The organism is Streptomyces sp. NPDC001606, from assembly GCF_053596835.1.
Window position 1 is genome coordinate 67,119 of the sequence record NZ_JBSFHC010000016.1, and the last position, 23,840, is coordinate 90,958.

The 23,840-nt window shown below is 73.4% G+C and carries 20 protein-coding genes; 16 read left to right on the forward strand and 4 right to left on the reverse strand.

Features of this window, described 5'->3' with window-relative positions:
• Positions 1-8 precede the first annotated feature (8 nt).
• The 7 genes from sufU to ACWCV9_RS26400 all read left to right on the forward strand — a co-directional run bounded on the left by sufU (position 9) and on the right by ACWCV9_RS26400 (position 9,658).
• Positions 9-476: a Fe-S cluster assembly sulfur transfer protein SufU gene (sufU, locus tag ACWCV9_RS26370; protein WP_450790124.1), complete on the forward strand. Its 468-nt coding sequence runs from the start codon at positions 9-11 to the stop codon at positions 474-476.
• Positions 473-805 (forward strand): metal-sulfur cluster assembly factor, encoded by a 333-nt coding sequence (locus ACWCV9_RS26375; RefSeq protein ID WP_385843151.1) that lies wholly within the window; start codon positions 473-475, stop codon positions 803-805. Before sufU ends, ACWCV9_RS26375 begins: the two co-directional genes overlap by 4 nt.
• A gap of 103 nt (positions 806-908) precedes the next feature.
• Entirely contained in the window at positions 909-1,232 is a 324-nt protein-coding gene (locus tag ACWCV9_RS26380) for a DMT family transporter (RefSeq protein ID WP_385843152.1), read from the forward strand.
• The gene (locus ACWCV9_RS26385) at positions 1,232-1,765 is read left to right on the forward strand and encodes a TetR/AcrR family transcriptional regulator (RefSeq protein WP_450790126.1); all 534 of its coding nucleotides are present in this window, start codon (positions 1,232-1,234) and stop codon (positions 1,763-1,765) included. The genes ACWCV9_RS26380 and ACWCV9_RS26385 overlap by 1 nt, the downstream gene beginning before the upstream one ends.
• A gap of 63 nt (positions 1,766-1,828) precedes the next feature.
• Positions 1,829-2,815, forward strand: coding sequence for a 2,3,4,5-tetrahydropyridine-2,6-dicarboxylate N-succinyltransferase (gene dapD / locus ACWCV9_RS26390; protein ID WP_450790127.1), 987 nt, complete (start codon positions 1,829-1,831; stop codon positions 2,813-2,815).
• A 193-nt stretch (positions 2,816-3,008) separates the two neighbouring features.
• On the forward strand, positions 3,009-5,060 hold the full coding sequence (locus tag ACWCV9_RS26395) for a caspase family protein (protein WP_450790129.1): 2,052 nt from the start codon (positions 3,009-3,011) through the stop codon (positions 5,058-5,060).
• A complete protein-coding gene (locus ACWCV9_RS26400; RefSeq protein ID WP_450790131.1) occupies positions 5,057-9,658 on the forward strand; it encodes a CHAT domain-containing protein in 4,602 nt (1,533 codons plus the stop codon). The genes ACWCV9_RS26395 and ACWCV9_RS26400 overlap by 4 nt, the downstream gene beginning before the upstream one ends.
• A gap of 273 nt (positions 9,659-9,931) precedes the next feature.
• On the opposite strand, the gene dapA is transcribed toward ACWCV9_RS26400, so the two are convergent.
• Positions 9,932-10,834 carry a 4-hydroxy-tetrahydrodipicolinate synthase gene (gene dapA / locus ACWCV9_RS26405; RefSeq protein WP_450790320.1) on the reverse strand — a complete coding sequence of 301 codons (903 nt, stop codon included), beginning with the start codon at positions 10,832-10,834 and terminating at the stop codon, positions 9,932-9,934.
• 163 nt (positions 10,835-10,997) lie between these two features.
• Here dapA and ACWCV9_RS26410 point away from each other — a divergent pair, with 163 nt between their 5' ends.
• The 3 genes from ACWCV9_RS26410 (at position 10,998) to ACWCV9_RS26420 (ending at position 12,500) form a co-directional block, all read left to right on the forward strand.
• On the forward strand, positions 10,998-11,153 hold the full coding sequence (locus ACWCV9_RS26410; RefSeq protein WP_450790133.1) for a hypothetical protein: 156 nt from the start codon (positions 10,998-11,000) through the stop codon (positions 11,151-11,153).
• Positions 11,150-11,845 carry a hypothetical protein gene (locus tag ACWCV9_RS26415; protein ID WP_450790135.1) on the forward strand — a complete coding sequence of 232 codons (696 nt, stop codon included), beginning with the start codon at positions 11,150-11,152 and terminating at the stop codon, positions 11,843-11,845. The genes ACWCV9_RS26410 and ACWCV9_RS26415 overlap by 4 nt, the downstream gene beginning before the upstream one ends.
• Before the next feature lie 127 nt (positions 11,846-11,972).
• Positions 11,973-12,500 carry a DUF3618 domain-containing protein gene (locus ACWCV9_RS26420; RefSeq protein ID WP_450790137.1) on the forward strand — a complete coding sequence of 176 codons (528 nt, stop codon included), beginning with the start codon at positions 11,973-11,975 and terminating at the stop codon, positions 12,498-12,500.
• A 166-nt stretch (positions 12,501-12,666) separates the two neighbouring features.
• On the opposite strand, the gene ACWCV9_RS26425 is transcribed toward ACWCV9_RS26420, so the two are convergent.
• On the reverse strand, positions 12,667-14,493 hold the full coding sequence (locus tag ACWCV9_RS26425) for an endonuclease/exonuclease/phosphatase family protein (protein WP_450790139.1): 1,827 nt from the start codon (positions 14,491-14,493) through the stop codon (positions 12,667-12,669).
• A 265-nt stretch (positions 14,494-14,758) separates the two neighbouring features.
• Between ACWCV9_RS26425 and ACWCV9_RS26430 the strand changes: the two genes are divergently transcribed.
• From ACWCV9_RS26430 to ACWCV9_RS26440, 3 genes are all read left to right on the forward strand, one after another.
• A complete protein-coding gene (locus tag ACWCV9_RS26430; RefSeq protein ID WP_450790140.1) occupies positions 14,759-16,186 on the forward strand; it encodes a hypothetical protein in 1,428 nt (475 codons plus the stop codon).
• 184 nt (positions 16,187-16,370) lie between these two features.
• Positions 16,371-17,795, forward strand: coding sequence for an alkaline phosphatase PhoX (locus ACWCV9_RS26435; protein ID WP_450790141.1), 1,425 nt, complete (start codon positions 16,371-16,373; stop codon positions 17,793-17,795).
• Positions 17,796-17,878: 83 nt separating this feature from the next.
• Complete coding sequence (locus ACWCV9_RS26440; RefSeq protein WP_450790143.1) at positions 17,879-18,445, forward strand: TetR/AcrR family transcriptional regulator; 567 nt, start codon at positions 17,879-17,881, stop codon at positions 18,443-18,445.
• Between the two features lie 46 nt (positions 18,446-18,491).
• Here ACWCV9_RS26440 and ACWCV9_RS26445 read toward each other — a convergent pair whose 3' ends face one another.
• Together ACWCV9_RS26445 and ACWCV9_RS26450 are read right to left on the reverse strand one after the other, a co-directional pair.
• Entirely contained in the window at positions 18,492-19,637 is a 1,146-nt protein-coding gene (locus ACWCV9_RS26445; protein ID WP_450790145.1) for a TerD family protein, read from the reverse strand.
• A gap of 69 nt (positions 19,638-19,706) precedes the next feature.
• Positions 19,707-20,516 carry an NAD-dependent epimerase/dehydratase family protein gene (locus ACWCV9_RS26450; protein WP_450790147.1) on the reverse strand — a complete coding sequence of 270 codons (810 nt, stop codon included), beginning with the start codon at positions 20,514-20,516 and terminating at the stop codon, positions 19,707-19,709.
• A 242-nt stretch (positions 20,517-20,758) separates the two neighbouring features.
• Between ACWCV9_RS26450 and ACWCV9_RS26455 the strand changes: the two genes are divergently transcribed.
• From ACWCV9_RS26455 to ACWCV9_RS26465, 3 genes are all read left to right on the forward strand, one after another.
• Positions 20,759-21,700 (forward strand): 5-dehydro-4-deoxyglucarate dehydratase, encoded by a 942-nt coding sequence (locus ACWCV9_RS26455; RefSeq protein WP_450790149.1) that lies wholly within the window; start codon positions 20,759-20,761, stop codon positions 21,698-21,700.
• The gene (locus tag ACWCV9_RS26460; RefSeq protein ID WP_450790151.1) at positions 21,697-22,860 is read left to right on the forward strand and encodes a hypothetical protein; all 1,164 of its coding nucleotides are present in this window, start codon (positions 21,697-21,699) and stop codon (positions 22,858-22,860) included. Before ACWCV9_RS26455 ends, ACWCV9_RS26460 begins: the two co-directional genes overlap by 4 nt.
• 98 nt (positions 22,861-22,958) lie before the next feature.
• Entirely contained in the window at positions 22,959-23,711 is a 753-nt protein-coding gene (locus tag ACWCV9_RS26465) for an MBL fold metallo-hydrolase (protein ID WP_450790152.1), read from the forward strand.
• Positions 23,712-23,840: the final 129 nt, after the last annotated feature.

The window sequence follows — 23,840 nt, forward strand, 5'->3', positions numbered from 1 at the left end:
CTGAGACCGTGAAGCTGGACTCGATGTACCAGGACGTCATCCTGGACCACTACAAGAACCCGCACGGGCGTGGTCTGAGGGACGGCGACGCCGAGGTGCACCACGTGAACCCGACGTGCGGCGACGAGATCACCCTCCGCGTGCGGTACGAGGGCAGCAGGATCGAGGACGTCTCGTACGAGGGCCAGGGCTGCTCCATCAGCCAGGCCAGCGCGTCCGTCCTCAACGAGCTGCTGGTCGGCAAGGAGCTGTCCGAGGCGCAGCGGATCCAGGAGACCTTCCTGGAGCTGATGCAGTCCAAGGGCAGGATCGAGCCGGACGACGCGATGGAGGAGGTCCTGGAGGACGCGGTCGCGTTCGCAGGCGTCTCCAAGTACCCCGCCCGGGTCAAGTGCGCCCTCCTGAGCTGGATGGCGTGGAAGGACGCGACGGCCCAGGCGCTGGGTGGCGCCGACGCCGAAAGGAAGACGGCATGACCGACACCGCAGAGATGAAGCCCGCGTCCGAGGAGGAGCTGCGTGAAGCCCTGATGGACGTCGTCGACCCCGAGCTGGGCATCGACGTCGTCAACCTCGGGCTGATCTACGGCATCCACATCGACGACTCCAATGTGGCGACGGTCGACATGACCCTCACCTCGGCGGCCTGCCCGCTGACGGACGTCATCGAGGACCAGGCCAAGTCCGCCACGGACGGCCTGGTCAACGAGCTGCGCATCAACTGGGTCTGGATGCCGCCGTGGGGCCCGGACAAGATCACCGACGAGGGCCGCGACCAGCTGAGGGCGCTCGGCTTCAACGTCTGAGCACCGCCCGAGTGCGGGAAGGGGCCGTGGCACCATGCCGCGGCCCCTTTCCCGTTCCCTCGTTGTGTACGGCCGTACACCTACGCTGTGTACGCTCGTACACATGGGATACCTGCTGCTCGCCGGCGCCATAGCCGCCGAGGTCGCCGCCACGACGGCGATGAAGTACAGCGCGGGGTTCAGCCGGCTCGGGCCCTCGGCCGTGACCGTGCTCGGCTACCTCGTCTCCTTCGCGCTGCTCGCGCAGACGCTGAAGACCGTGCAGATCGGGACCGCGTACGCCATCTGGTCCGGGGTGGGCACCGCGGCCATCGCCGTGCTCGGGCTGCTGCTGTTCGGGGAGGGGCTCGGGGTGGCCAAGGTCGCCGGCATCCTGCTGATCATCGGCGGAGTGGTGGTGCTCAACCTGGGCGGGGCGAGTCACTGATGCCCCGGCGCTACGACCCCGAGCGGCGCCGGCGGATCATCGACGCCGCGATCCGGGTGGTCGGGCGGGACGGCATCGCCGGGCTGAGCCACCGCTCGGTGGCCGCGGAGGCCGATGTACCGCTCGGCTCCACGACGTACCACTTCGCGACCCTGGAAGAGCTGATGGTGGCCGCGCTGCGGCAGGCCAACGAGGGCTTCGGCAGGGTGCTCGCCGAGCGGCTGCCGGAGGGCGGCCACGGCGACCTCGCGACCGAGCTGGCCGCGGCCCTCGGAGCCTGGCTGGGCGGCGAGCGCACCGGGGTGGAGCTGGAGTACGAGCTGTACCTGGCCGCGCTGCGGCGGCCCGCGCTGCGGCCCGTCGCCGCCGAGTGGACCGAGCAGGCGACCGCGCTGCTCACCCGCCGCACCGACCCGGTCACCGCCCGGGCGCTGCTCGCGCTGATGGACGGCATCGGCCTTCAGGTGCTGCTCACGGGCGGTTCCTACGACGAGGAGTACGCCCGCACCGCGCTGACTCGGCTGATCCCCTGAGCCGCGCCCGGCACATGAGACGCCATTCGCCCTCACCACCCCGCTCACGTTAGGTTTTCCCCCATGACCGAGTCTGCTTCCCGTACCACCGGCGCTATCGCCGCCGGCCTCGCCACCATCGCCTCCGACGGCACCGTCCTCGACACCTGGTTCCCGGCCCCCGAGCTGGTCGAGGCGCCCGGCCCGGCCGGCACCGAGCGGCTGACCGCCGAGCAGGCGGCGGAGCTGCTGGGCGGCGGCGCGACCGCGGCGGTCGGCCCGGACAACCGCCGGGGCGTCGAGGTGGTCGCGGTGCGCACGGTCATCGCCTCGCTGGACGAGAAGCCGATCGACGCGCACGACACCTACCTGCGGCTGCACCTGCTCTCGCACCGCCTGGTCAAGCCGCACGGCCAGAACCTGGACGGCATCTTCGGCCACCTCGCCAACGTCGCCTGGACCTCGCTCGGCCCGGTCGCCGTGGACGACATCGAGAAGGTGCGGCTCAACGCCCGCGCCGAGGGCCTGCACCTCCAGGTCACCTCGATCGACAAGTTCCCGCGCATGACGGACTACGTCGCCCCCAAGGGCGTCCGCATCGCCGACGCCGACCGGGTCCGGCTGGGCGCCCACCTGGCCGCCGGCACCACGGTCATGCACGAGGGCTTCGTCAACTTCAACGCCGGCACGCTCGGCACCTCCATGGTCGAGGGCCGGATCTCCGCCGGTGTCGTGGTCGGCGACGGCTCGGACATCGGTGGCGGCGCCTCCACCATGGGCACCCTGTCCGGCGGCGGCAACGTGATCATCTCCATCGGCGAGCGCTGCCTGATCGGCGCCGAGGCGGGCGTCGGCATCGCCCTCGGCGACGAGTGCGTGGTCGAGGCGGGCCTGTACATCACCGCGGGCACCCGCATCACCATGCCCGACGGCCAGATCGTCAAGGCCCGCGAACTCAACGGCGCCTCCCACATCCTCTTCCGCCGCAACTCGGTCACCGGCACGGTGGAAGCCCGCCCGAACAACGCGGTCTGGGGCGGCTTGAACGACATCCTGCACAGCCACAACTGACCCACGTGTCGCGCTGAGCGCCCTTCCGCCGTGGTGCGGGAGGGCGCTTCGTGCTGTCCGGTGTTCTGCCGGCCGTGGGCGGTATCGGTGCAAAGCTGGTGTGTTGCGGCATCTGGTGCGTCAACTGCCGTACAGGGTCTAGCATTTACCGCCTCGGTGGCGAAGGGGTCGCGGAGCGCGAAGGGACGGCCGTATGGTGCAGACCGTGTACGCCCTGCTCGTGGGGGTGGATGACTACCAGGGCCGGCTCAGGTCGCTCAGGGGCTGTGTGGCCGATGTGCTCGCCTTCGAGGCGTTTCTGCGGGGCCGGGTGGCGGACGAGCGGCTGCGGGTGCGCGTGCTGCGGGACGGGGAGGCGACCCGACAGGCCGTCATCGACGGTTTTCTGACCCATCTCGCCCAGGCGGGACCGGAGGACGTCGCCGTGTTCTGCTTCGCCGGGCACGGCTCGCTCGAACCGGTCGAGGAGCGCTTCCGGCATCTGGAGCCGACCGGCTGGAACCAGACCCTGGTGTGCGCCGACAGCCGGCTGCCCGGAGTGCCCGACCTCGCCGACAAGGAGATCAACCAGCTCGTCGGCACGGTCGCCGCCTCGGGTGCCCATGTGCTCGGGGTTCTGGACAGCTGCCATTCCGGCGGGGCCACCCGGGACCTGCCGGAGGTGGGGGTCCGCTCGGCACCCCCCGCCACCGCGCCGAGACCCTTCGAGCAGTACCTTCCCGCCCTGCGGACCGCCTGGGCGGCGACCGTCCGCGACGGGGGCGGCGGCGACGGGGGCGGGCCGCCGCGGCAGGTGACGCTGTCGGCCTGCGAGTCTCTCCAGACGGCCAAGGAACTGCCCTTCGGCGGACGGCACCGGGGCGTCTTCTCCTTCATGCTCCAGCGCGCCCTCGCCCGGCTCGGACCCCAGGCCACCTACCGAGACCTGCTCGGCGCCGCCGCGGCGGGGGTCAGGGACCGGGTGGGGGAGCAGGACCCCGTCGGGTACGCCATGCCCCCGCAGGCGCTCGACCAGCCGCTCTTCGGCGGGGCGTTACGGCCGCGGGCCCACGGCATCTCCCTGGAGCACCGGCAGGGCGAGTGGTGGATCGACGCCGGTACGGTGCACGGCATCCAGCCGCCCCGCGGTGACGAGTCCGTCGTCCTCGCCGTCCTCCCGCCCGAGGAACGGCCCGGGACGGGGACGGGCCAGCCGCTCGGCCGGGTCCGGGTCACCGCCGTGGAGCCCGCCCGCAGCCGGGTCGCCGTCGAGCCGTCGGACTGGCGGCCGCGCCCCGCAAGCCGCTATCCCGCTGTCGTGGTGGACGTGCCCGTGCCCCAGGCCACGGTCGAGGTGCGCGGCGACGGCCCCGCGGCCGTGCTGGTGCGCACGGCCATCGCGGACTCCCCGCACCTCGGCGCGGCCGAGGGCACGGTGGACCCCGGGGGCCAGAGCGACCGCTTCCTCGTCCTGACCGGCGAGCCGTCCCGCCCCGGCGCCGAACCCGCGCTGCTGATCGCGCGGCCCGACGGCACCCCGCTGGCCGGCCCCGTCCCTGCGACGGCGGACGGGGCCGCCACGGTGCGGCGCCGCCTCGAACATCTCGCCCGCTGGCATCTGATCAAGCGGTTGGACAACCCGGGATCGTGGATCGCGGACCTCGTCCGCGTCGAGATCGTCCCCGCCGAGCCCGGCGAGACGGCACCGCCCGCGCCCGGCACCCGGCCGCCGCTGACGCCCGGAGCCGATGGACGGATCCGGCTGCACTACCGGAAGGCCGGCACCGGCTGGCGGCGGCCGTACGTCTGGATCCACCTCCACAACGACAGCCCCGCGGACCTCTACTGCACCCTGCTCGACCTCACCGACCGCTACCGGTGCCACAGCCTGCTGTATCCCGGCGGTCTGCTGCCCGCGGGCGCGGTGACGGTCGCCTACGACGGCCGCCCCGTCGACGTCTCCCTGCCCGCGGAACGCCTCGGCGTCGCCGGCGCCGAGGTGCTCGATCATCTGAAGCTCATCGCGTCCGAACAGCGCTTCTCGCCCGACGCGTTCGAACTGCCCGTCCTCGACGGACCGCCGTCCCGCCGGGCGCCGTCACGCGCGGGTACCGGCCGGACCCTGCTCGACCGGCTCGCCGGCCCGGCCGCCACCCGGGACCTGGGGAGCGCGGGCCCGGACGCCCCGGAATGGACGACCGCCCTGGTCACCCTGCGCACCTTCGGGCCGTCGGCCCACCCGGCGGAGGGAACGGTACGACGATGACGCACCCCGGGAGGCCACAGCCGTCGGCCGCGGCCCTGAGCGAGGAGCTGGACGCCTGCCTGGCGTCTCCGCCGGATGCCGAGCACCTGGACGTCCTCCTCGACTCCGTACGGCAGACGGCCGAGGCGCTGATCGAGCAGGGCGCACCACAGGAGGCGCTGTCGATCGTCCGGCAGGGCGAGGCGCTGGCCACCCTGACCGGGAGCACCGAGCACGCGGTGCATCTCCGGGTGCTCCTCGCGGAGGCGGAGGACGAGGAGGAGGCAGCGCTCGCCTGGTGCCGCTCCGCAGCGGACCTGGCCGCCCGACAAGAGAGCGGCTGGCTGTGTTTCTGGACCCTCGTCCAGGTCTCCGGCGTCTTTGCACGGCTGAACCGCTGGCGTCCGGCGGCCGTGCTCCTCGCCCAGGCCACGGTCATGTCCGACGGCGCGCAGCGGCACGAGTACACATGGCCGGCCGCGATGCAGGCGGCGAGGGCGTATCTGGCGGCCGGCGAGCCCCATCTCGCCCAGGAGTTCCTGGAGTTGGCGCTGGCGGCCTACGGCAGGGCCGGCGGGGTGTCCGCCAGCGGGGTCACCGGGGAGGAGCTCGCCCTGGCGTGGGCGGAACTCGCCAACGAGCTTCTCCAGGACGCGCCGCAGGCGGCTGCCGAGGCGGCCGGACACGCCCTGGCCCTCGCGCCGGGACGGTTCGAGTCGCTGCGCGTGCGGGCGCACGCCCTGGTCCTGCTCAAGGACTATCCCAACGCGGTGACCGCCTACCGAGCCTGGCTGGAGGTGGCGCCCGACAGCGCCTTCGCCTGGAACAACCTCGCGGTGTGCCTGTCGGAGACGGGGGAACCGGAGGGCGCCCTGGAAGCGTGGGCCCGCGCCGCTGCGGCCGCGCCGGAGGAGCTGCGGTTCCGCGTCCATCATGCCCGCGCGCTCGCGGTGAACGGCCATCTCGACGCGGCCGTGGCCGAGTTCGGCGAGGTGATACGCATCGGCGAGGCACTCGAAGCGGGGGCCTCCGGCGGTTCCGCAGAGCCTGCCGCAGAGCCGGTTGCGATGCCCTCGGGACCGGCCGCGACGCCCTCCGGGCCGGCGGTTGCGACGCCTTCCGGGCCGGTTGCGGCCCCGTCCGACCCCGTCGGCGCCCCTCGCCCGCTGCCCGAGTCCGTTGCCCAGCAGATCGACGTCGCGTTGACCGAGCGGGCGCTGATCAATCGGGACCGGGGGCGTATGGAGCTGACCGCGGCCGATGCCGAACGGCTTCTTGCCCGGCCGTCCGTCGCCGCCCGTACCGCCGGGCATGCGGTGCGTGCCGAGCTGTGCGAGCGGCGCGGGGATCTGGAGGGTGCGCTGGCGGAGTGCGAGCGAGCGCCCGAGCCGAGCGCCGGTGTGCTGGAGCTGCACACACGCCTCCTGCTGCGCGCCGGCCGCGAGGACGAGGCCCTCGACGTCCTGGAACGCCTGGCGTCCCGGGAGCACGACCCGGAGACGGCCGTCGAGATCCTCGACGAGATGGTGGAGCGGCTGCCCGGCCGGGCCCGGCCGCTGGCGGTGCGCGGCCTGGCCCACTTCCAGGCCGAGCGCCCGCGCCGCGCCCTGGCCGATCTCCGCGCCGCCGTGGCCGCGGGCCACACCGCCTGGCGGACGTACCTGCTGCTGGGGCTCAGCTGTGTGCGGATGGACCCGGGCGAGGGCGACTCCCAGAGCATCGACCTGATGTCGGGACTGGAGGCGCTGGGCCGGGCGGTCCTGTGCGCGGCCGAACAGGGAGGCGACCCGGAGGGGGAGGCGACCGGGGCACTGGTCTGGCTGCTGGACCGCATGTTCGGTGCCTCGCGCTTCCTGAACGCGGCTGCCCTGACCGCCCTGTTGGACCTGGAATCGCTGTGGTTGGCCGCGGTGCCGCAGCTGCGTCCCGCCCTGGTCGGGCACTACGAGGCCGGCATGCTCGTCGGCGAGGGGAAGTGGCGGGAGGCGGCGGACACCTGGGAGTCCGTGCAGATCGCCTTCGAGGCCGCGGGCTTCCCGGTGAGTGCCGCCCGGACGAGCCTGGCGATCGCGGACGCACTGCTGCGGGTGCCGGACCTGGACGCCGTCGCCGCCCATCTCGACCGGGCCGACGGCATGACGCTGCTGCTCGCGAAGCCCCTGACCGCGAACCTCAGGACGCTGGACCATCCCCAGGACCAGGTGGCCTGGATGGAACTGGAGTACCTGGACGTCTACGGCATCGGCGCCAAGGAGTACATCAACGTACTGCGCGGCCTGCGGATCACCTTCACCGCGCGCTCCGGTGACGTACGGGCGGCCGCGGAGGAGATCGGCGACGGCTCCTGGGTCTTCGTCGAGGAGGACGGCCGTACCGTGGTCGCGCCGGGCCTGTCGGTGACGGGCGTGATGAGCCTGGCCCAGATCCTGCGCGACGCCGGGGAGTGGGCACGGGCCGCGGAGCTGCTGACCACGGCCCTGACCACGGAGCAGGGGGCCCGGCACGCCGGAGCGCACGCCACCTTCTCCACCCTGGTGGTGGACGACTTCGCGGAGTCCACCCGCTACCTGGACCTCGCCACCGAGTACGCGGCGGACTGGCAGCGCCCGTCCCTGCTGACGATGCGGGCGCAGCTCTGCCTCCTGCACGAGCGCTGGGACGAGGCCCTGGAGCTGCTGGACGCCGCGGCGTCCTCCGTCACGGAGTACGGGCTGGCCTTCGAGCTGCTGCGCAGCCGGGCGGAGCTGGGCCGGGGCAACGCGGCGGAGGCGGCCGACCTGGTCGTCCGGCTGGTCGCCCGGGCCGAGGAGAGCAGGCTGAACCTGTCCCGCTGGGAACTGCGGATGGCGTGGTCGGGAACCGCCGTCCCGCTGTACCGCACGGCGATCGAGGCGTGCCTCGCGGCGGGCCGTACCCTGGCGGCCTTCGACTTCGCCGAACGGGCCCGCGCCCGCGCCTTTCTCGACGAGGACGCGCTGGCGGACCCCGAGGTCGACGCGCTGGTCACCGCCCAGCGGGAACGGCAGGAGGAACTGGACTGGCTCGACGCGCTCACCACCCCCTACACCGCCGCCGACGTGGCCCGGCTGCTGCTGCTCGAAGGCCGCTACGGCGGCAGCCGGGAGCTGCCCGAGGGGTTCCGCGTCCACACGCCGACCACCCGCATCGACACCAGCGACATCCGCCACCGCCTCCGCAACGACCACGAGGCGCTCACCCGGGACCTGGACCGCGCGCAGGTGGAGGCGATGCGCCGGCAGGGTGTGGAACCGGTCGGCTGGCAGCGGCTGCACGAGGCCGTCGGCGGGGCCGCGCACATCGCTCTCTACCACGTCCTCGACAGCGGCCGGGTGCTGCTCTTCACCTCGGGCGCGGGCGCCGAGCCCCGCGCGGTCACCGTCGAGGTCGACCTGTACGAGATCGGCGATGTCCTCGACGCCGCCGTGCGCGGCACCCGCTTCGACTTCCGCACGGTGGACCTGGAGCGGCTGCAACGGGCCGCGGCACCGCTCGTCGCACCGCTCGCCGCACTGCCGGCCGACGAACTGATCGCGCTCGTCCCGCACGGGGCGCTGCACGACGTCCCGCTGCACGTCCTCGATGTCGCGGGCGTGCCGCTGGGGCTGCGCAACCCGGTCTGCTACGCGCCCAGCGCCTCGCTGCTCGTGCGCCGGCTGTCCAGCAGCGCGCCGCAGGCGTCCGGCGAGCCGCTGGTGGTGGGGGACCCGGGGGGCGACCTCGCCCACGCCCGCATCGAGGCCGTGACGGTGGCCCGGCAACTGGGCATCCCCCCGGTGCTCGGCCAGGACGTGTCCAAGCGCCTGGTCACCGATGCCCTGCTGCGGACCCAGTCGCCGCCGGGGCTGGTCCATCTGGCCGCCCACGGCATCCTGGACACCGCCGACGGGGCCGTGGGCATCGTCCTGGGCGGTGCCCGCGCCGCCGACGACCGCGAGCGGCAGGTGCTGGGCGCGGCCGATCTGCGCGGCGCCCGGCTCTCCGCCGCCCTCGTCGTGCTGAGCTGCTGCACCAGCGGGGTCAACGGCATGCGCCCCGGCGACGAACTGACCGGGCTGGTCCGCAGCTTCCTCACCGCCGGAGCGGCCTCCGTGATCGTCAGCCAGTGGTCGGTGGACGACCTGTCCACCTCGCTGCTGATGCGCGCCTTCTACGAACGTGTGGGCGCCGCCGGGTCCGACGGCGCTCCCGCCTCGCTCGCCCACGCGCTGCGCGACGCGGTGCTCCGGGTCCGCTCCCTGACCCGGCAGCAGGTGGCGGAACTGACCGCACCGGACACGGCCGGAGGCCTGACCGGGGCGGAACCGGCCACCCGGCGCGCCCTGCGGATCGGTTCGGCGGCCCTGAGCGCGGACTTCGCCACGGCCCGCGCCGCGCTGGCCGTCAGCTCCGATCCCGCCCTGCGGGACGCGGCGCTGGAGGCGGAGGAGCGCCATGAGGCCCTGGCCGCCGCCGGGCTGAGCGAGGAGGACCGGGCGTTCCCCTTCCGGCATCCCCATTACTGGGCGCCGTTCGTGCTGGTGGGAGACTGGCGCCTGCCGCGCCCCGGGGACGGGCGGGCGAGGGAGGCCGCCGGAGGTTCGTCCGCCGGACCGGCCTAGGGCCTTTCTTTCGGATCAGGTCGGCTGCGGCGCCGGCGCCTTCTGGCCACCCCGAGCGGGCTCTGGTGCGTGCAGATGCAAGGCGGAGGACCGAGTCGACGCGGAGCGTCGGCGAGGGACGACAACGCCGCAGATGTGCGTGCCAGAGCCCGCGACGCCGGCAAGATCCGAAAGAGAGGCCCTAGCGGCAGCGGCTGATCCGCCGCCGGCCAGGCCTCCCGCTCGTCGGTCCGCCCCGCTCAGCGGCTACCAGGAGCTGTCCGGCGGCGCCGATCACAGCGCCGGCAGCTCCCGGTGGCGGGCCAGCAGCCCGTCGGCCGTCTCCGGGCCGGCGGGCAGCAGCGGCGCGCGCACCGGCCCCGCGGGCAGTCCCAGGCGGTCCAGCAGCGCCTTGGCGGTGACCGTGCCCGGCAGGCCCGCGGCCATCATCGCCTCGATCAGTGGGATGGCCGCCAGCTGGAGGTCCCGCGCCCGGGCGGTGTCGCCCGCGTCGAAGGCGTCCAGGATCGCGGCGACATGGCCCGGCGCGGCGTTGGCGACCGTGCTCACACAGCCGGCCGCGCCGATCGCGTACAGCGCCAGGATGTGTTCGTCGCAGCCGGCGTAGTAGGCCAGGTCCGTCCGGGTCAGCACCTGCTGGGTGCCGAGGAAGTCGTACGAGCAGTCCTTCACGGCCACGATCCGGGGGTGCGCGGCGAGGCCGGTCATGGTGTCCGGTTCGATCCGGGTGCCGGTGCGGCCCGGGATGTCGTAGAGCATCACCGGCACCTCGCTCGCGTCGGCGACCGCCAGGAAGTGCGCGGCCACCGCGTCCTGCGGGGGCCTGCTGTAGTACGGCGTCACCACCAGCACCCCGTCGGCACCCGCCTGGCCGGCCGCCAGCGCCAGCTCGACCGTGTGCCGGGTGTCGGCGCTGCCCACCCCCGCGACCAGCGCGGCCCGGTCGCCGACCGCCTCCCGTACGGCCGCGACCAGCCGCGTCTTCTCCTCGTCCGTGGTGGTCGGCGACTCGCCGGTGGTGCCGCTCAGCACCAGGCCGTCGCAGCCCGCCGCCACCAGCCGGAGGGCCAGGCTCCGGGCTCCGTCGAGGTCGAGTGCCCCGGTCTCGGTGAAGGGGGTGATCATCGCGCACAGGGTGCGGCCGAAGGGCGGGGGCGTGCGGGTGCTCATGGTCATGGTCATGGAGGACAGTCTCGGCACCAGGAGAATAAAGCTCCACTTAAATCTTCTACGGGTTGAGGATAAGCATTGCTAAGGCGAGCAGGGGTCCTATGTCCAACCCGGCACCTCATGGGTCACTATGGCCGGAGGGTCACCGACGTCACCCATGGGAGGCACCATGAAGCTCGGCAAGGCACTGGCCACCGGAGTCGCCGAGGAGCGGACCCCGCTCCCGGAGGAGACGGCCCGGCAGGCCACCGGCGAGAGCGCCGGTGAGACCGTCCGCACCGAACCGGCCGCGCCGGCCCGTGAAGAGGTCCCGGCCGCCCGATGAGACTGCGGCTCCCGGCGGAACGCCCGACGGAGCCGCCGACCGGCTACAAGATCGCCCACCCGGTGCTGTCCCAGGACGGCACCCGGGCCGGGTTCACCGGAGTGTCGCTCGGCGGTGCGCTGCCGTACGCCGTGCTCGCCGACGCCTCCTGTGTCTACGGCCGCAGACACCGCCCGCCCGCGCGGCGGTGCGACTGCGGCTTCCACTGCCTCCACGACCGTACGGCCGCCGAGGCCCTGCTGTGCGCGACCGAGCACCGCACGGCGCTCCTGCTGGAGGTCACCGTGCTCGGCGCCTACATCCGCTTCGAGCGCGGCTTCCGCTACGCCCGGCAGCGGGTGCGCACCGCCATCGCGGGCCCCTGCGGCTGCGGCGCCGTGGCCGTCGCGCTCGCCGACGCCGACTGGGGGCGGCCCGGCTGGCGGGCCCTGGTCCCGGTCTGCGCGGGCTGCGTGGGCGGCCGTACCGCCGTCTCGCTCCCGGGCTTCGCCCGGCTGGCCGGAGCCGGGCTACGGGTGTCGGCACAGGGCGGCGGTACGGCGGTCCCGGCGGCGGAGCCGGGCGGCGCGGCCGAGCCGGGCGTGCCGGAACTCGTCGCCGAGGCCGCCCTGTTGCAGGCGAGGCTCGACTGGTTCCAGACCCAGCTCGCCCGCCTCGCGGAACGCGGCCCGGGCGGCCTTGGCCGGGGCTGACGGCCTCCGGCCGGGGTACCCGATGTCCGTACGGACGGAAGGGAGGCGGTCACCGAGGAGGAGTCGGCCGCCAGCGCCCTGCCGTGGCGCCGGCCCCCGCGGAGGCTCTCAGGGAAAGGGCACATCGATGACGCACAAGTTCCCGCACGGCTCGGGTGCCAAGGGCCCCGACGAACTGCGGCGGCAGATGGAGCAGGCCAGGCATCAACTCGGCGACACCGTCGAACGGTTGATGGGCCGGACCGAGGTCGGGGGCCGGGCCAGGGCCCGGGCTGCCGATCTGCGGGACAAGGCAGGCGCCATGACCGTCCAGCTGCGCATGAGCGCCGCCCATGCCGGACACGGCATGCAGGACCGGGCGGTGAAGGCCGGGCACGGCGCCCAGGAACGGATGGCGAAGGCCGGGCACGGCGCCCAGGAGCGGATGATGAAGGCCGGGCATCTCGCCCGGGAGCAGGCCGGCCGCGGCGGGCACGCCCTTCAGGACCGGGCGGTGCACGTCGCACACGACATGGAGCACGACACGCGGGTGCCGCGGCCGGTGCGCTCCATGGTGGGCGCCGCGATGCGGAACCCGCGGCCGGTGCTGATCGCCGGGGCGGCGGCCGCCGCCGTCGTCGCGGCGGCCGTGATCTGGCGCCGGATGGACCAGTGACCGTGTGATCCGGTGCCGGATGGACCGGCGACCGTGATCTCGCGCCGGGTCGACCGGCGGCCATGAGCCGGCGGGGCCGACCGGACACCGCTGTCCGGCCGGCCCCGCCACCTGTCAGGAACGGACGTCCCGCTAGCCGATCACGGACGGACGCCCCGCCACCCCGTCACGGACGGAACCGCAGCACCTGCGGGTCGTGGTCGCTGATCTGGTCGTTGAACTCGGCGTTGACGTGCACGCTGTCGTAGTCGAGGTCGCAGCCGCGCCGGATCGCCGGGCTGACCAGGATCTGGTCCAGCACCTGCTCGTTGCCCTGGTAGTCGTAGGTGTACCGCTCGCTCCGCGGCAGCGACTTGATCGCCGACCACAGCTCGCCGTCACCCTCCAGGATCTTCGCCGTCTCGGAGAACTCGAAGTCGTTCATGTCGCCGAGTGCGACGACGTTCGCGTTCTTCTGGACGGCCAGGATGTCCTTGACGAACGCGTTGACCTCGGTGGCCTGCGCGTGCCGCTGTATCTCCGAGCTGCGCGTCGGCGGCTGGTACTGGGAGGTCAGGCCCTGGTCGCCGCCCTTGGAATTGAGGTGGTTGGCGATCACGAAGACCGTCTTGCCGCGGAAGACGAACTCGCCGGCCAGCGGCTTGCGGCTGTCCTTCCAGGCCGCGTTCGTCGGGTCGATCCGGCCCGGCGAGGCGGTCAGCTCGGCCTTGCCGTTCACCTTGGTGACGCCCACCGCGGTGGTGGAGTCGCCGCCCGGCCGGTCCACGAAGGACACCCGCTCCGGGTTGAACAGGAACACCTGGCGGATGTTGCCGCCGGGCTGGCCGCCGTCCTGGTCGTTGACCGGGTTGATCGAGCGCCAGTCGTACTTCGGGCCGCCGGCCGCCACGATCGCGTCGATCAGCTTGTTCACCGTCGCGCTCGCATCGACCGTGCCGTCGTCGGTGACGCCGTTGTCGTCCTGGATCTCCTCCAGGGACACGATGTCCGGCGACTGGAGGTTGTTCACGATCGCGGCGGCGTGCGCGGCGAAGGTGGTGTCGGAGGGGTCGAGGTTCTCGACGTTGTACGTCGCCAGCGCCAGCTCGCGGCGGGACTGCTTGCGGGTCGTCTCGCGCTCCAGGCCGCCGCTCTCCAGCGTGCCGAGCTGGTTGGCCACCAGGGTGTAGCCGCCGAACTGGTTGAAGTCCAGCGGACCGGTGGTGGTGCCACCCAGGGTGTCGCCGACGTTGGCCTTCGGGAAGGAGGCGGTCGGGCCCAGGGTCTGGATCTGGAGCCGGCCGGTGTTCTGGGAGTCGTAGGAGCCGTAGACCGTGCCCCCGCGGCTGTTCGCGTGCTCGTCCGGCTTCACCGTGACCCACAGCTCGCTGTAGGGGTCGGTGGCGCCGACCACGCGGGCGTCGGTGACCTGGACGTTCATGCCCTCCAGGGACTCGTAGGCGTCCAGGGCGTACGCCGACGGGTCCAGGGTCAGGCCGTTGATCGAGCCGCCGGCCGCGGGGTCGCCGTCGGGGGCGTACACGTCCGGGACCGAGTTTTCGTCGAGCACGACCGGCGCCGGGACCGCATTGCCCTTGGAGACGGTGGTGACGGCCGGCTTGGTGATCTCCGTGACCGACTGGTTGCCGGACGAGGTGCCGCCCGGGGTGAACTCGGAGACCGTGCCGGTCACCGTCACCGAGTCGCCCACGGCCACCTTCGGCGCGGAGCTGGTGAAGACGAACACGCCCTCGCTGGTGCGCGGGTCGTCGTCCGCGTTCGGGTCCTGCATCCAGAAGCCCTTGGAGGAGCCGTAGGCGCGCGTGGCCGTGACGATGCCCGGCACGTTCGTCACCTGCTGCCCGGCGTACGGCGAGATCCGGGTGGTGCCCTGGATGTCGTGGATGCGCACGGAGTCGGCGTGCGCCGGGGAGGTGAGGACGACGGCGGACGCGGCGCTGCAGACGGCGGCGACGGTGAGCGCGGCGAGGCGCGCGGAAGACCTGCTCGGCAAGGGTTCCCTCCGGGGACGTGACGATGCGCCGGGACGAGGGTGGAACGGGAGCGTGCGGGGCTCGTCGCCCTCTGTGACACGCGTAGAGCCGAGTGAACAGTTGTCCCCCGAACCTCTACGCGCGTCAATCTCCTGCCTGGCACGGGTAGTTGTCAAGGTTTCAGCCATGTACGGCGGCCGACGGGGAGATGAACCGGGCGGCATGGGTGGAAATCCGTCTAGGCTGAGCGGCTGAGTCCGTTCACGGTCCGAGGAGAACCAGCCGATGTCAGACAGCTCCCCCCTGCCGCCCGTACGGCTGCACCCCGAACCGGAGCTGGCGCGCGCCGCGCTGTCCACGCCTCTGCTCTCCCGGGCCGCCCGTCTCGCCCGCTGGGCGGGGCCCGACACCCGGGTGGACGCCGGCGGGGGACTGGTGGAGGAGCAGCTTCCGGCCGCCGCCGAACTGCTCGGGCTGTCCGGTGACGACGCCGCCGCGTACGCCAGCGAGGCCTGGCGGGTCGCGGTGGACGCCGGGCTGGTCGAGATCGTGGACGAGGAGGCCGGCACCGTCCGGGCCGGCGAGGATCTGAAGCAGCTCACCGGGGGCTCCCCGGCCGATGTGCTCAGCGTGTGGCTCGCCGCGCTGGAGACCGTGCTCGCCGACGCGAGCGTGCCGGACCTGGACGGCCTGGTCGACGCCATGGAAGAGGGCGGCGAGGTCGATTTCTCGTCACTCGACTGGGACCCGGAGGCCGAGGCGGAGTTCCTCGACGGCGTCCTCGGCAACCTCTATCTGCTGACCGTCAGTGAGGACGGCCCCGGCGAGGGCCCCGTCCCGCTGCCCGCGCTCGCCGCCTCCATGATCGTGCCCGACGACATGGGCGAGCCCACCAACGACGTCCTGGAGCAGGTCTCCGACGCGATGATGCGGCTCGACGACCAGTTCCGGATGCTGGAGCCGGTCGGGCTCGTGGAGTACCGGCCGGTGGACGAGACGCTGATGGCCGACGCCGACGAGGAGCCCGCCGTACCGGTGGGGGAGGACGACGTCGCGCGGTACGGCATGGTCCGCCTGACCCCGCTCGGCGCCTACGGTCTGCGGGCCCGGCTGCTGGAGGCCGGCTTCGACGCGCCGGCCGTCGGCGAACTCGCCGACAAGGGCGCCGACGTGCTGCTCGACGGCACCGCGCGGTTCGGGCAGTCCGCCGCCCGGGCCGAGACCGAGCAGTGGCTGGAACTGCGGGAACCGCTCGTCGCCGCCCGTGAGTTGCTGTCGGCCGCGCGCGGTGCGGACCCGGGCGCGCCGCTGCGCCGGCTGCGCTGCCAGCAGGCCCTGTCCCTGGTCGGCGCGGAGGCCGAGCCCGCGCTGCGCGAGGTGCTGGACGATCCGGAGCTGGGCGGTCTGGCCCGGGTGTGGCTGAGCGAGCGGGGCGCCGCACAGGTGCCCGCGCCCTCCGAGGAACTGGTGTTCTGGCTGACCATCGACACCGTGGCGGCGCAGCTCCAGGCCGAGGGCAACTCCGAGGAACTGCGGTCGCTCGTGGCCGGACTGGCCTCGCAGCACAGCGGGTTCTTCGCGACGGCATGGCGGGTGGACCACCCGGCGACGGCCGATGTGCTGGAGGCGATGGGCCGGCTGCACCCGGACAAGAAGGTGGCGAAGGAGGCGCGGAAGGCCGCGTTCAAGGCCCGCTCGCAGCAGGCGGGCTGAGCCCACGGGACCACCGGGGTCCAAGCGGCGGAAAAGAAAGTCATGGGGCCGTGCATACGGTTTCTTGAACAAGGACCGCTGAAGTACCCCCGTGTTCAGCCGGTGTTCAGACGTGGGCGGGAGCGTGTGCGGCGCACCGAGGTCCGCCACCCTCCACGGCACGCCCACCGTCTCAGGAGACACCATGTCGCTCACCCGCAGGGACTTCGCCAGAACCTCAGCGCTCACCGGTGCCGGGATCGCCCTGGCGGGCAGCGTCGGCGCCCTGGCCAGCGCGCCCGGCGCCCTCGCCGCCACGGAGTCCGGACACGGCGGCCCGGGCGGGGTCGGCTACGGCCCGCTGCTCCCCGACCCCGAGGGCATCCTCGCCCTGCCCGCGGGCTTCTCCTACCGGGTCGTCACCTACAGCGGCAGGACCCGGCTGGAGTCCGGCGAGTTCACCCCGTCGAACCACGACGGCACCGCCGCCTTCGACGGCCCGCGGGGCGCCACCCTGCTCGTCAACAACCACGAGCTGAAGGGCCCGCGCTCCGCCTGGGTGCACCCGGTCCCGCTCGTCGAGGGCCTGGTGTACGACCCGGCCGCCGCCGGTGGCTGCACGGTCGTCGAGGTCCGCCGCGATCAGGTGGCGGAGTGGGTGGGCATCGCCGGCACCTCCACCAACTGCGCCGGCGGCCGGACACCGTGGGGCACCTGGCTGACCTGCGAGGAGACCGAGGACAAGGCCGGCCAGAACGGCATGACCAAGGATCACGGCTATGTCTTCGAGGTCGACCCCGCCGACCGCCGGGCGGGCCGCGACCCCAAGCCGGTCAAGGCGCTCGGCCGGTACGCCCACGAAGCCGTCGTGGTGGACCCCCGGCGCGGCCATCTGTACCTGACCGAGGACGCCGCCGGCCCCAACGGCCTGCTGTACCGCTGGACCCCGCCGGAGGGCTTCCGGCACGGCCGGGGCAGGCTGCGCACCCTCGCAGACGACGCCGGTGTGCTCCAGGCCTTCCGCTGCTTCGACTCCGGCGGCCGTTTCGTGGACGACCTGTCCCGCGCCACCAGGACCGGCACCGTCTACGGCGTGGACTGGGTGGACGTCCCCGACCGCGACGCCCGCAGCGTGTCGGTGCGCAAGCAGTTCACCGACGGCCAGGTCACCCGCGCCCGCAAGCTGGAGGGCATGTGGTGGGGCGACGGCGGCGCCTACATCGTCTCGTCCTACGCCCGCGCGGAGAGCCCGGCCCAGCACGACGGCCAGGTCTGGTTCTACGACCCCCGGCGCCGCACCCTCACCCTGAAGGTCCTCCTCGGGGTGAACCCGGACCCGGCCGCGGACGGCTCCTTCGACGGCCCGGACAACATCACCGTCTCGCCGTACGGCGGACTGGTCATCGCCGAGGACGGCGAGGGCGTCCAGCACCTGTTCGGCGCCACCGACAGCGGCCGTACGTACCCGATCGCCCGCAACGAACTGAACATCGGCACGGCCGAGGAGCCCGAGTACAGCGAGTTCACCGGCGTCACCTTCTCGCCCGACGGCAGCACCCTGTTCGCCAACATCCAGGAGCCCGGGATCATGCTCGCCATCACCGGGCCGTGGAAGCGGCAGCAGCGGTAACCGCCCCCGCACCGCCGGCCCCGGCCCCCGGGCGCCCTTTGTGACTAGCATGCGCAGAGGGCCTCGGGGCAAGGAGTGGGTGGATGACGCAGATCAGGCCCATGCGCGCGGACGCTCGGCGCAACTACGAGCGGCTGCTGAGGGTGGCGGCGGAGGCCTTCGCCGAGCATGGGGAGAACGCGTCGCTGGATGACATCGCCAAGCGGGCGGGAGTCGGCTCGGGGACGCTCTACCGGCACTTCCCGACCCGGCAGGCGCTGTTGCAGGCGGCGTACGTCGACCGGATGGAGGCGCTGGGCCGGCGGGCCGACGAGCTGGCGCAGGAGCTGCCGCCGGGCGAGGCGCTGCTGGAGTGGCTGCACGAGCTGTGCGTCGCCACCGTCCAGGTGCGCGGCATGCGGGCCCTGCTGGGCTCGGCGGTCACGGACGGCGGCCCGGCCGCGGTGACGCCGTGCGGTACGGCGGTGCAGGGCGCCGCGACCCGCCTGGTGGCGGCGGCCCGGGCGGAGGGTGCCCTGCGGGCCGACCTGGAACCGATCGAGCTGCTGCGGCTGGCCCACGGGGTCGCCACGGCTTCCGAGCTGGCGGGCGGCCAGGGGCGGCAGCTCGGGCGGTATCTGTCGCTGCTGGTGGAGGGGTTGCGGCCGTAGCGCAGCGGTCACGCCGGTCGCTGCCGCACCCCTCCCGCCGGGCCGGCTACAGCGCCCGCGCCCCCGGCTCCACCATGGTCCGCACCGTCCGGGACGCCACGAACTCGCCCAGCGCCGTCATGTCCCACTCCCCGGAGAACTGGCGGACCAGCTTGGCCATCATCACGCCCGTGTGCGGCTCGGCGTGGGTGAGGTCGAAGCGGACCAGCTCCTCACCGGTCGCGGCGTCCAGCAGCCGGCAGTAGGCCTTGGCGACGTCCGTGAACTTCTGGCCGGAGAAGGAGTTCACCGTGAAGACCAGGCCGGTGACCTGCTGGGGGAGACGGCCGAGGTCGACCGTGATCACTTCGTCGTCGCCCGCGCCCTCGCCGGTGAGGTTGTCCCCGGAGTGGCTGATCGCGCCGTCCAGGACGGTCAGCTTGCCGAAGTAGCAGCTGTCCACGTGGTCGCGCTGCGGGCCGTAGGCGATGACCGAGGCGTCCAGGTCGATGTCTCTGCCGTGGAACGCCGGCTCCCAGCCGAGACCCATCTGCACCCGGGACAGCAGCGGGCGGCCGCCCTTGACCAGCGACACCGTCTGGTTCTTCTGGAGGCTGACCCGGCCCTTGTCCAGGTTGACCTTCCCGGAACCGGCCGCGGGGGCTGCCGGTGCCGAGGCGGCCGGGGTCGCGGGGGTTGCCGGGGTCGCGGGGGCTGCCGGTTCCTCCACCGTCACCCCGAAGTCGGTGGCGATGCCGGCCAGGCCGTCGGCGTATCCCTGACCGACCGCGCGGGCCTTCCAGCCGCCGCCCCGGCGGTAGAGCTCCACCACGACCAGCGCGGTCTCGGCGCCGAGCCGGGGCGGGGTGAACGTGGCCAGCACCGCGCCGGTGTCCGCGTCGCGGAGGGTGGCCGTCGGCTCGATGCCCTGGAAGGTCTGGCCGGCGGCGTCCGGACTGGCGGTGACCACGATCTTCTCGATGTCCGGCGGGACGGCGCCGGTCTCGACCGTGATCGCGTCCGGCCCGGCACCGCCGCCGGACCGGTAGGTCACGCCGGGCCCGGCCGGCTGGTTGTAGAAGATGAAGTCGTCGTCCGAACGCACCTTGCCGTCGGTGGTGAGCAGCAGGCCCGACACGTCGAGCCGCACCGGGGCGGTGACGTCCACCGTCACGCGGGCGGCCGGCAGAGGGATGTTCGAGCCTGGGGTCATAGCTGTCATGCCGGGTGAACGAACGAGCCCGCTTTACCGTTCCCTTACCCGGCGGATCCGGCCAGGGGCTCAGTACGGCCAGATCGGCGGGTCGGTGACGAAGTGCCCGCCCAGGTTCCGCTGGGCCGGGTTGTCCGGGTCCAGCTCGCCCTGCTCGGCGATCAGCTTCTCGGCGTACGGCTCGGAGTCGTCCCGGGGTTCGTAGCCGAGCGCCCGCGCGCTGCCGAGGTCCCACCACAGGCGGGTGTTGGCGGAGGAGCCGTAGACCACGGTGTGGCCGACCTGCTCGGCGGTCAGGGCCGCGTGGAAGAGCCGGGCGCCGTCGGCCGGGCTCATCCACACCGAGAGCATGCGCACGCTGGTCGGCTCCGGGAAGCAGGAGCCGATGCGCACCGAGACGGTCTCCAGGCCGTGCTTGTCCCAGTAGAGCTGGGCCAGGTCCTCGCCGAAGGCCTTCGACAGGCCGTAGAAGGTGTCCGGGCGGTGCGGGGTGTCCACCGGGATCAGCGGCTCGCCCGCGCGCGGGGCCGGGGCGAAACCGACGGCGTGGTTGGAGGAGGCGAAGACGATCCGGGGCACGCCCTCCTGGCGGGCGGCCTCGTAGAGGTGGTACGTGCCCTCGATGTTCGACCGGAGGATCTTGTCGAAGGGGGCTTCCAGGGAGATGCCCGCGAGATGGAGGACCGCGTCCACGCCCCGCACCGCCTCGCGCACCGCCGCCGGGTCGGTGAGGTCGCCGGTGATCGCGTCCGGCGCGTCCTCGATGGGGCGCACGTCGAACAGGCGCAGGGTGTAGCCGTACTCCGGCAGCAGGGAGCGCATCAGGGTGCCGAGCCCGCCGGCGGCACCGGTGAGCAGAACGGTACGGGGAGCGGGCATTCCTCGGTCTCCTTGGCCTCCAGGGCCGTCTCCTCGACACCGACGGCCGCATGCGTGGACGGAATTCACATGCATGGACACGCTAGGGAGCGCCCGCATGCCCCGTCAAGTGTGCCGTGACAGGGGGAAATCCGCTGCCGGGATGCCTGTTCGGGTGCTTGACCCGCTCCCTGGTGGGCCCTTAGCGTGAGATCGTTCAGAGATATAGACAACGATCAGAAACGTGCACACAGGGAGCGCCCGTGACGCCTGCCCCGCTCGCCGCTCGGCTCCGCGACCCCCGCGGGCCGCTCTTCTTCCCCGTCACGGCCTACGGCTCCGACGGCTCGCCCGACCTCGACGCCTACCGCGCGCATGTGCGCCGGGGCATCGACGCGGGCGCGGCCGCCGTGTTCGCCTGCTGCGGCACCGGCGAGTTCCACGCGCTGCTGCCGGAGGAGTTCGAGGCCTGCGTCCGGGCGGCCGTGGAGGCGGCCGAGGGCCGGGTCCCGGTCGTCGCGGGCGCCGGCTACGGCACCGCGCTCGCCGTGCGCTACGCCCGCCTCGCCGAGCGGGCGGGCGCCGACGGGCTGCTCGCCATGCCGCCGTACCTGGTCGTCGCGGGACAGGAGGGCCTGCTGCGGCACTACCGGGAGATCGCCGCCGCCACCCCGCTGCCGGTCGTCGTCTACCAGCGCGACAACGCGGTCTTCACGCCGGAGACCGTGGTCGCACTCGCCCGCACCGAGGGGATCATCGGCCTCAAGGACGGCCTCGGCGACCTGGACCTCATGCAGCGGATCGTCAGCGCCGTCCGCACCGAGGTCCCCGGCGACTTCCTCTACTTCAACGGCCTGCCCACCGCCGAGCAGACCCAGCTCGCCTACCGCGCCCTCGGCATCACCCTCTACTCCTCGGCGGTGTTCTGCTTCGCCCCGGAACTCGCCCTCGCCTACCACCGCGCGCTGGAAGCGGGCGACGAGACCACGGTCCGCCGACTCCTGGACGGCTTCTACCGCCCGTTCGTGGAGCTGCGCGCACAGGGCCGTGGCTATGCCGTCTCCCTGGTCAAGGCGGGGGTACGGCTGCGCGGCCTGGACGTCGGCGAGGTCCGTCCGCCCCTGCACGAACCGGCGGACGAGCACGTCAAGCAGCTCGCCCGGCTGATCGAGCGAGGGTACGCGCTGCTGGAGGAGGGCGCGTGAAGGCGTCGGCGTTCCTCTACCCCTGGGACGTCAACGGGGACCCCGGGGCCGCCGCGCGCATCGCCGCACTCGGTGTCGAGCAGGTGACCCTCGCCGCCGCCTACCACTCCACCCGCGCGCTGACCCCCCGCCATCCGCAGCACCGCATCGTCACCGCCGAGCACACGGCCGTCCTCTACCCGCCGGACGGCCGCTGGACCGGCCGCACCCTCAGGCCGTACCCGGCCGGCCGCTGGGCCCCCGGCGACGCCTACGGCGAGGCGGCCGAGGCGCTCGCGGCGGCGGGCCTGGAGGTGCACAGCTGGGTGGTGCTCGCCCACAACTCCCGCCTGGGCGCCGAACACCCCGACACCTCCGTGCGGAACGCCTACGGCGACCGCTACCCCTGGGCGCCCTGCATCGCCCAGCCCGCCACGCGCGCGTACCTGACCGACCTCGCCGCCGAAGCCGCCGTACGCCCCGGGGCGCGCGGCACCGAACTCGAGTCCCTCGGCTGGTACGGACTCCAGCATCTGCACGCCCACGACAAGACCTCCGGCGTGGCCCTGGGGGACGCCGGGCAGTACCTGATGTCCCTCTGCTTCTGCCCCGCCTGCACGGCCGGCTACGGCGAACACGGCCTGGACGCCGAGGGGCTGGCACGTGCCGTACGGTCCGCACTGGAGCCGCTGTGGCGCGGCACGGCGGACGACGAGGGCTGGCCCACGGTCGGCAAGCTGCTCGGCGAGGAGACGGCGGCCGCCACGCGCGCGTGGCGCGAGACGGCGGCCCGCACCCTCCAGGAGGCGGCCGTCACCGCCGTCCGCGCCGCCGCACCCCCCGCCTTCCAGGTCCTGCTCCACGCCGACCCGGTCTCCTACCACTGCGGCGCCAACCCGGGCGTCGATCCCGCCCACATCCTCTCCGTCGCCGACGGCGTCGTGGTGCCGTGCACGGGCGGTACGGCCCTGCTGGCGCCGTTCGCCGGGCACGCCCGCGACACCAGCGTGCTGGCCGCCAACCTCACCGTCGTCTCCGGCATGGGCGGCAGCCCCGGCACCCTCGCGGCGGACGCGGCCCGCGCGCGCGACGAGGGCGCGACGGAACTGCGGCTGTACCACGCCGGACTGGCGTCGGACGCGGACCTGGCGGCGGTACGGGAGGCACTCGCCGCACGCTGACGATCCGAGGGTGGCCATCGTCCGGATCCGCACCGGGTTCGCAGGTCCGTGCCGGGTTCGGTCGGGAGCCCGGTGCGAGGCGTCGTACGCTCCCTGTCATGCCCCTCACGCTCACCGTCCTCGGCACCGCCTCCCCGCACCCGGGCCCCGACCGGCCCTGCTCCGGATACCTGCTGTCCGGCGGGGGCGCCGAGGTGTGGGTGGACGCGGGTCCCGGTACCTTCGCCGCGTTGCAGCGGCACACGGATCCCGCGCGGCTCACCGCGATCTGGATATCCCACCTGCACGCCGACCACAGCGCCGACCTGCTGTCCGCGGCCTACGCCTTCGCCTTCGGCGGGATGGCCCCGGCCGCGCCCATCCCGCTCTATGCTCCGCAGGACTGCGCCCAGCGGCTGGCCGGCTTCCTCGGCCGGCCGGACCTCGGCTTCCTCAAGGACGTCTTCGACTTCCGCCCCCTGTACGACGGCCATGACGTCCGGCACTGGAACCTCCGCCTGACCGCCCGCGCCGTCGCCCACGACACCGAGGCCTACGGACTGCGCGCCGAGTGCCAGGGCAGCGTGCTCGCCTACTCCGGGGACAGCGGGCCCTGCGTCGCGCTCACCGAACTCGCCGCCCGAGCCGACCTGTTCCTGTGCGAGGCCGACCTCGACACGCGTCGCGAAGGCGAACAGGTGCATCTGACGCCGGAGGACGCCGGCCGGATCGCCCGGGACGCCCATGTGCGCGAGCTGCTCGTCACCCACGTCGGTCCCGGGCTGAGCCGCGAGGCGGCCACCGCGCGCGCCGCCGCCGTCGCCGGCCGGCCCACCGACACCGCCCGGGAGGGCGACTCCCGCACCGTCTGAACACCCCGCCCGGCTTCTCCCTCCCGCCCGACTTCTTTTGTCAGAAGCGTTGACGAAGTCCCGGCCCTCTCCTACCTTCGTCGCGTCGTACTTCATACGTCATATATGAGACGCGATAGGTGAGATCCG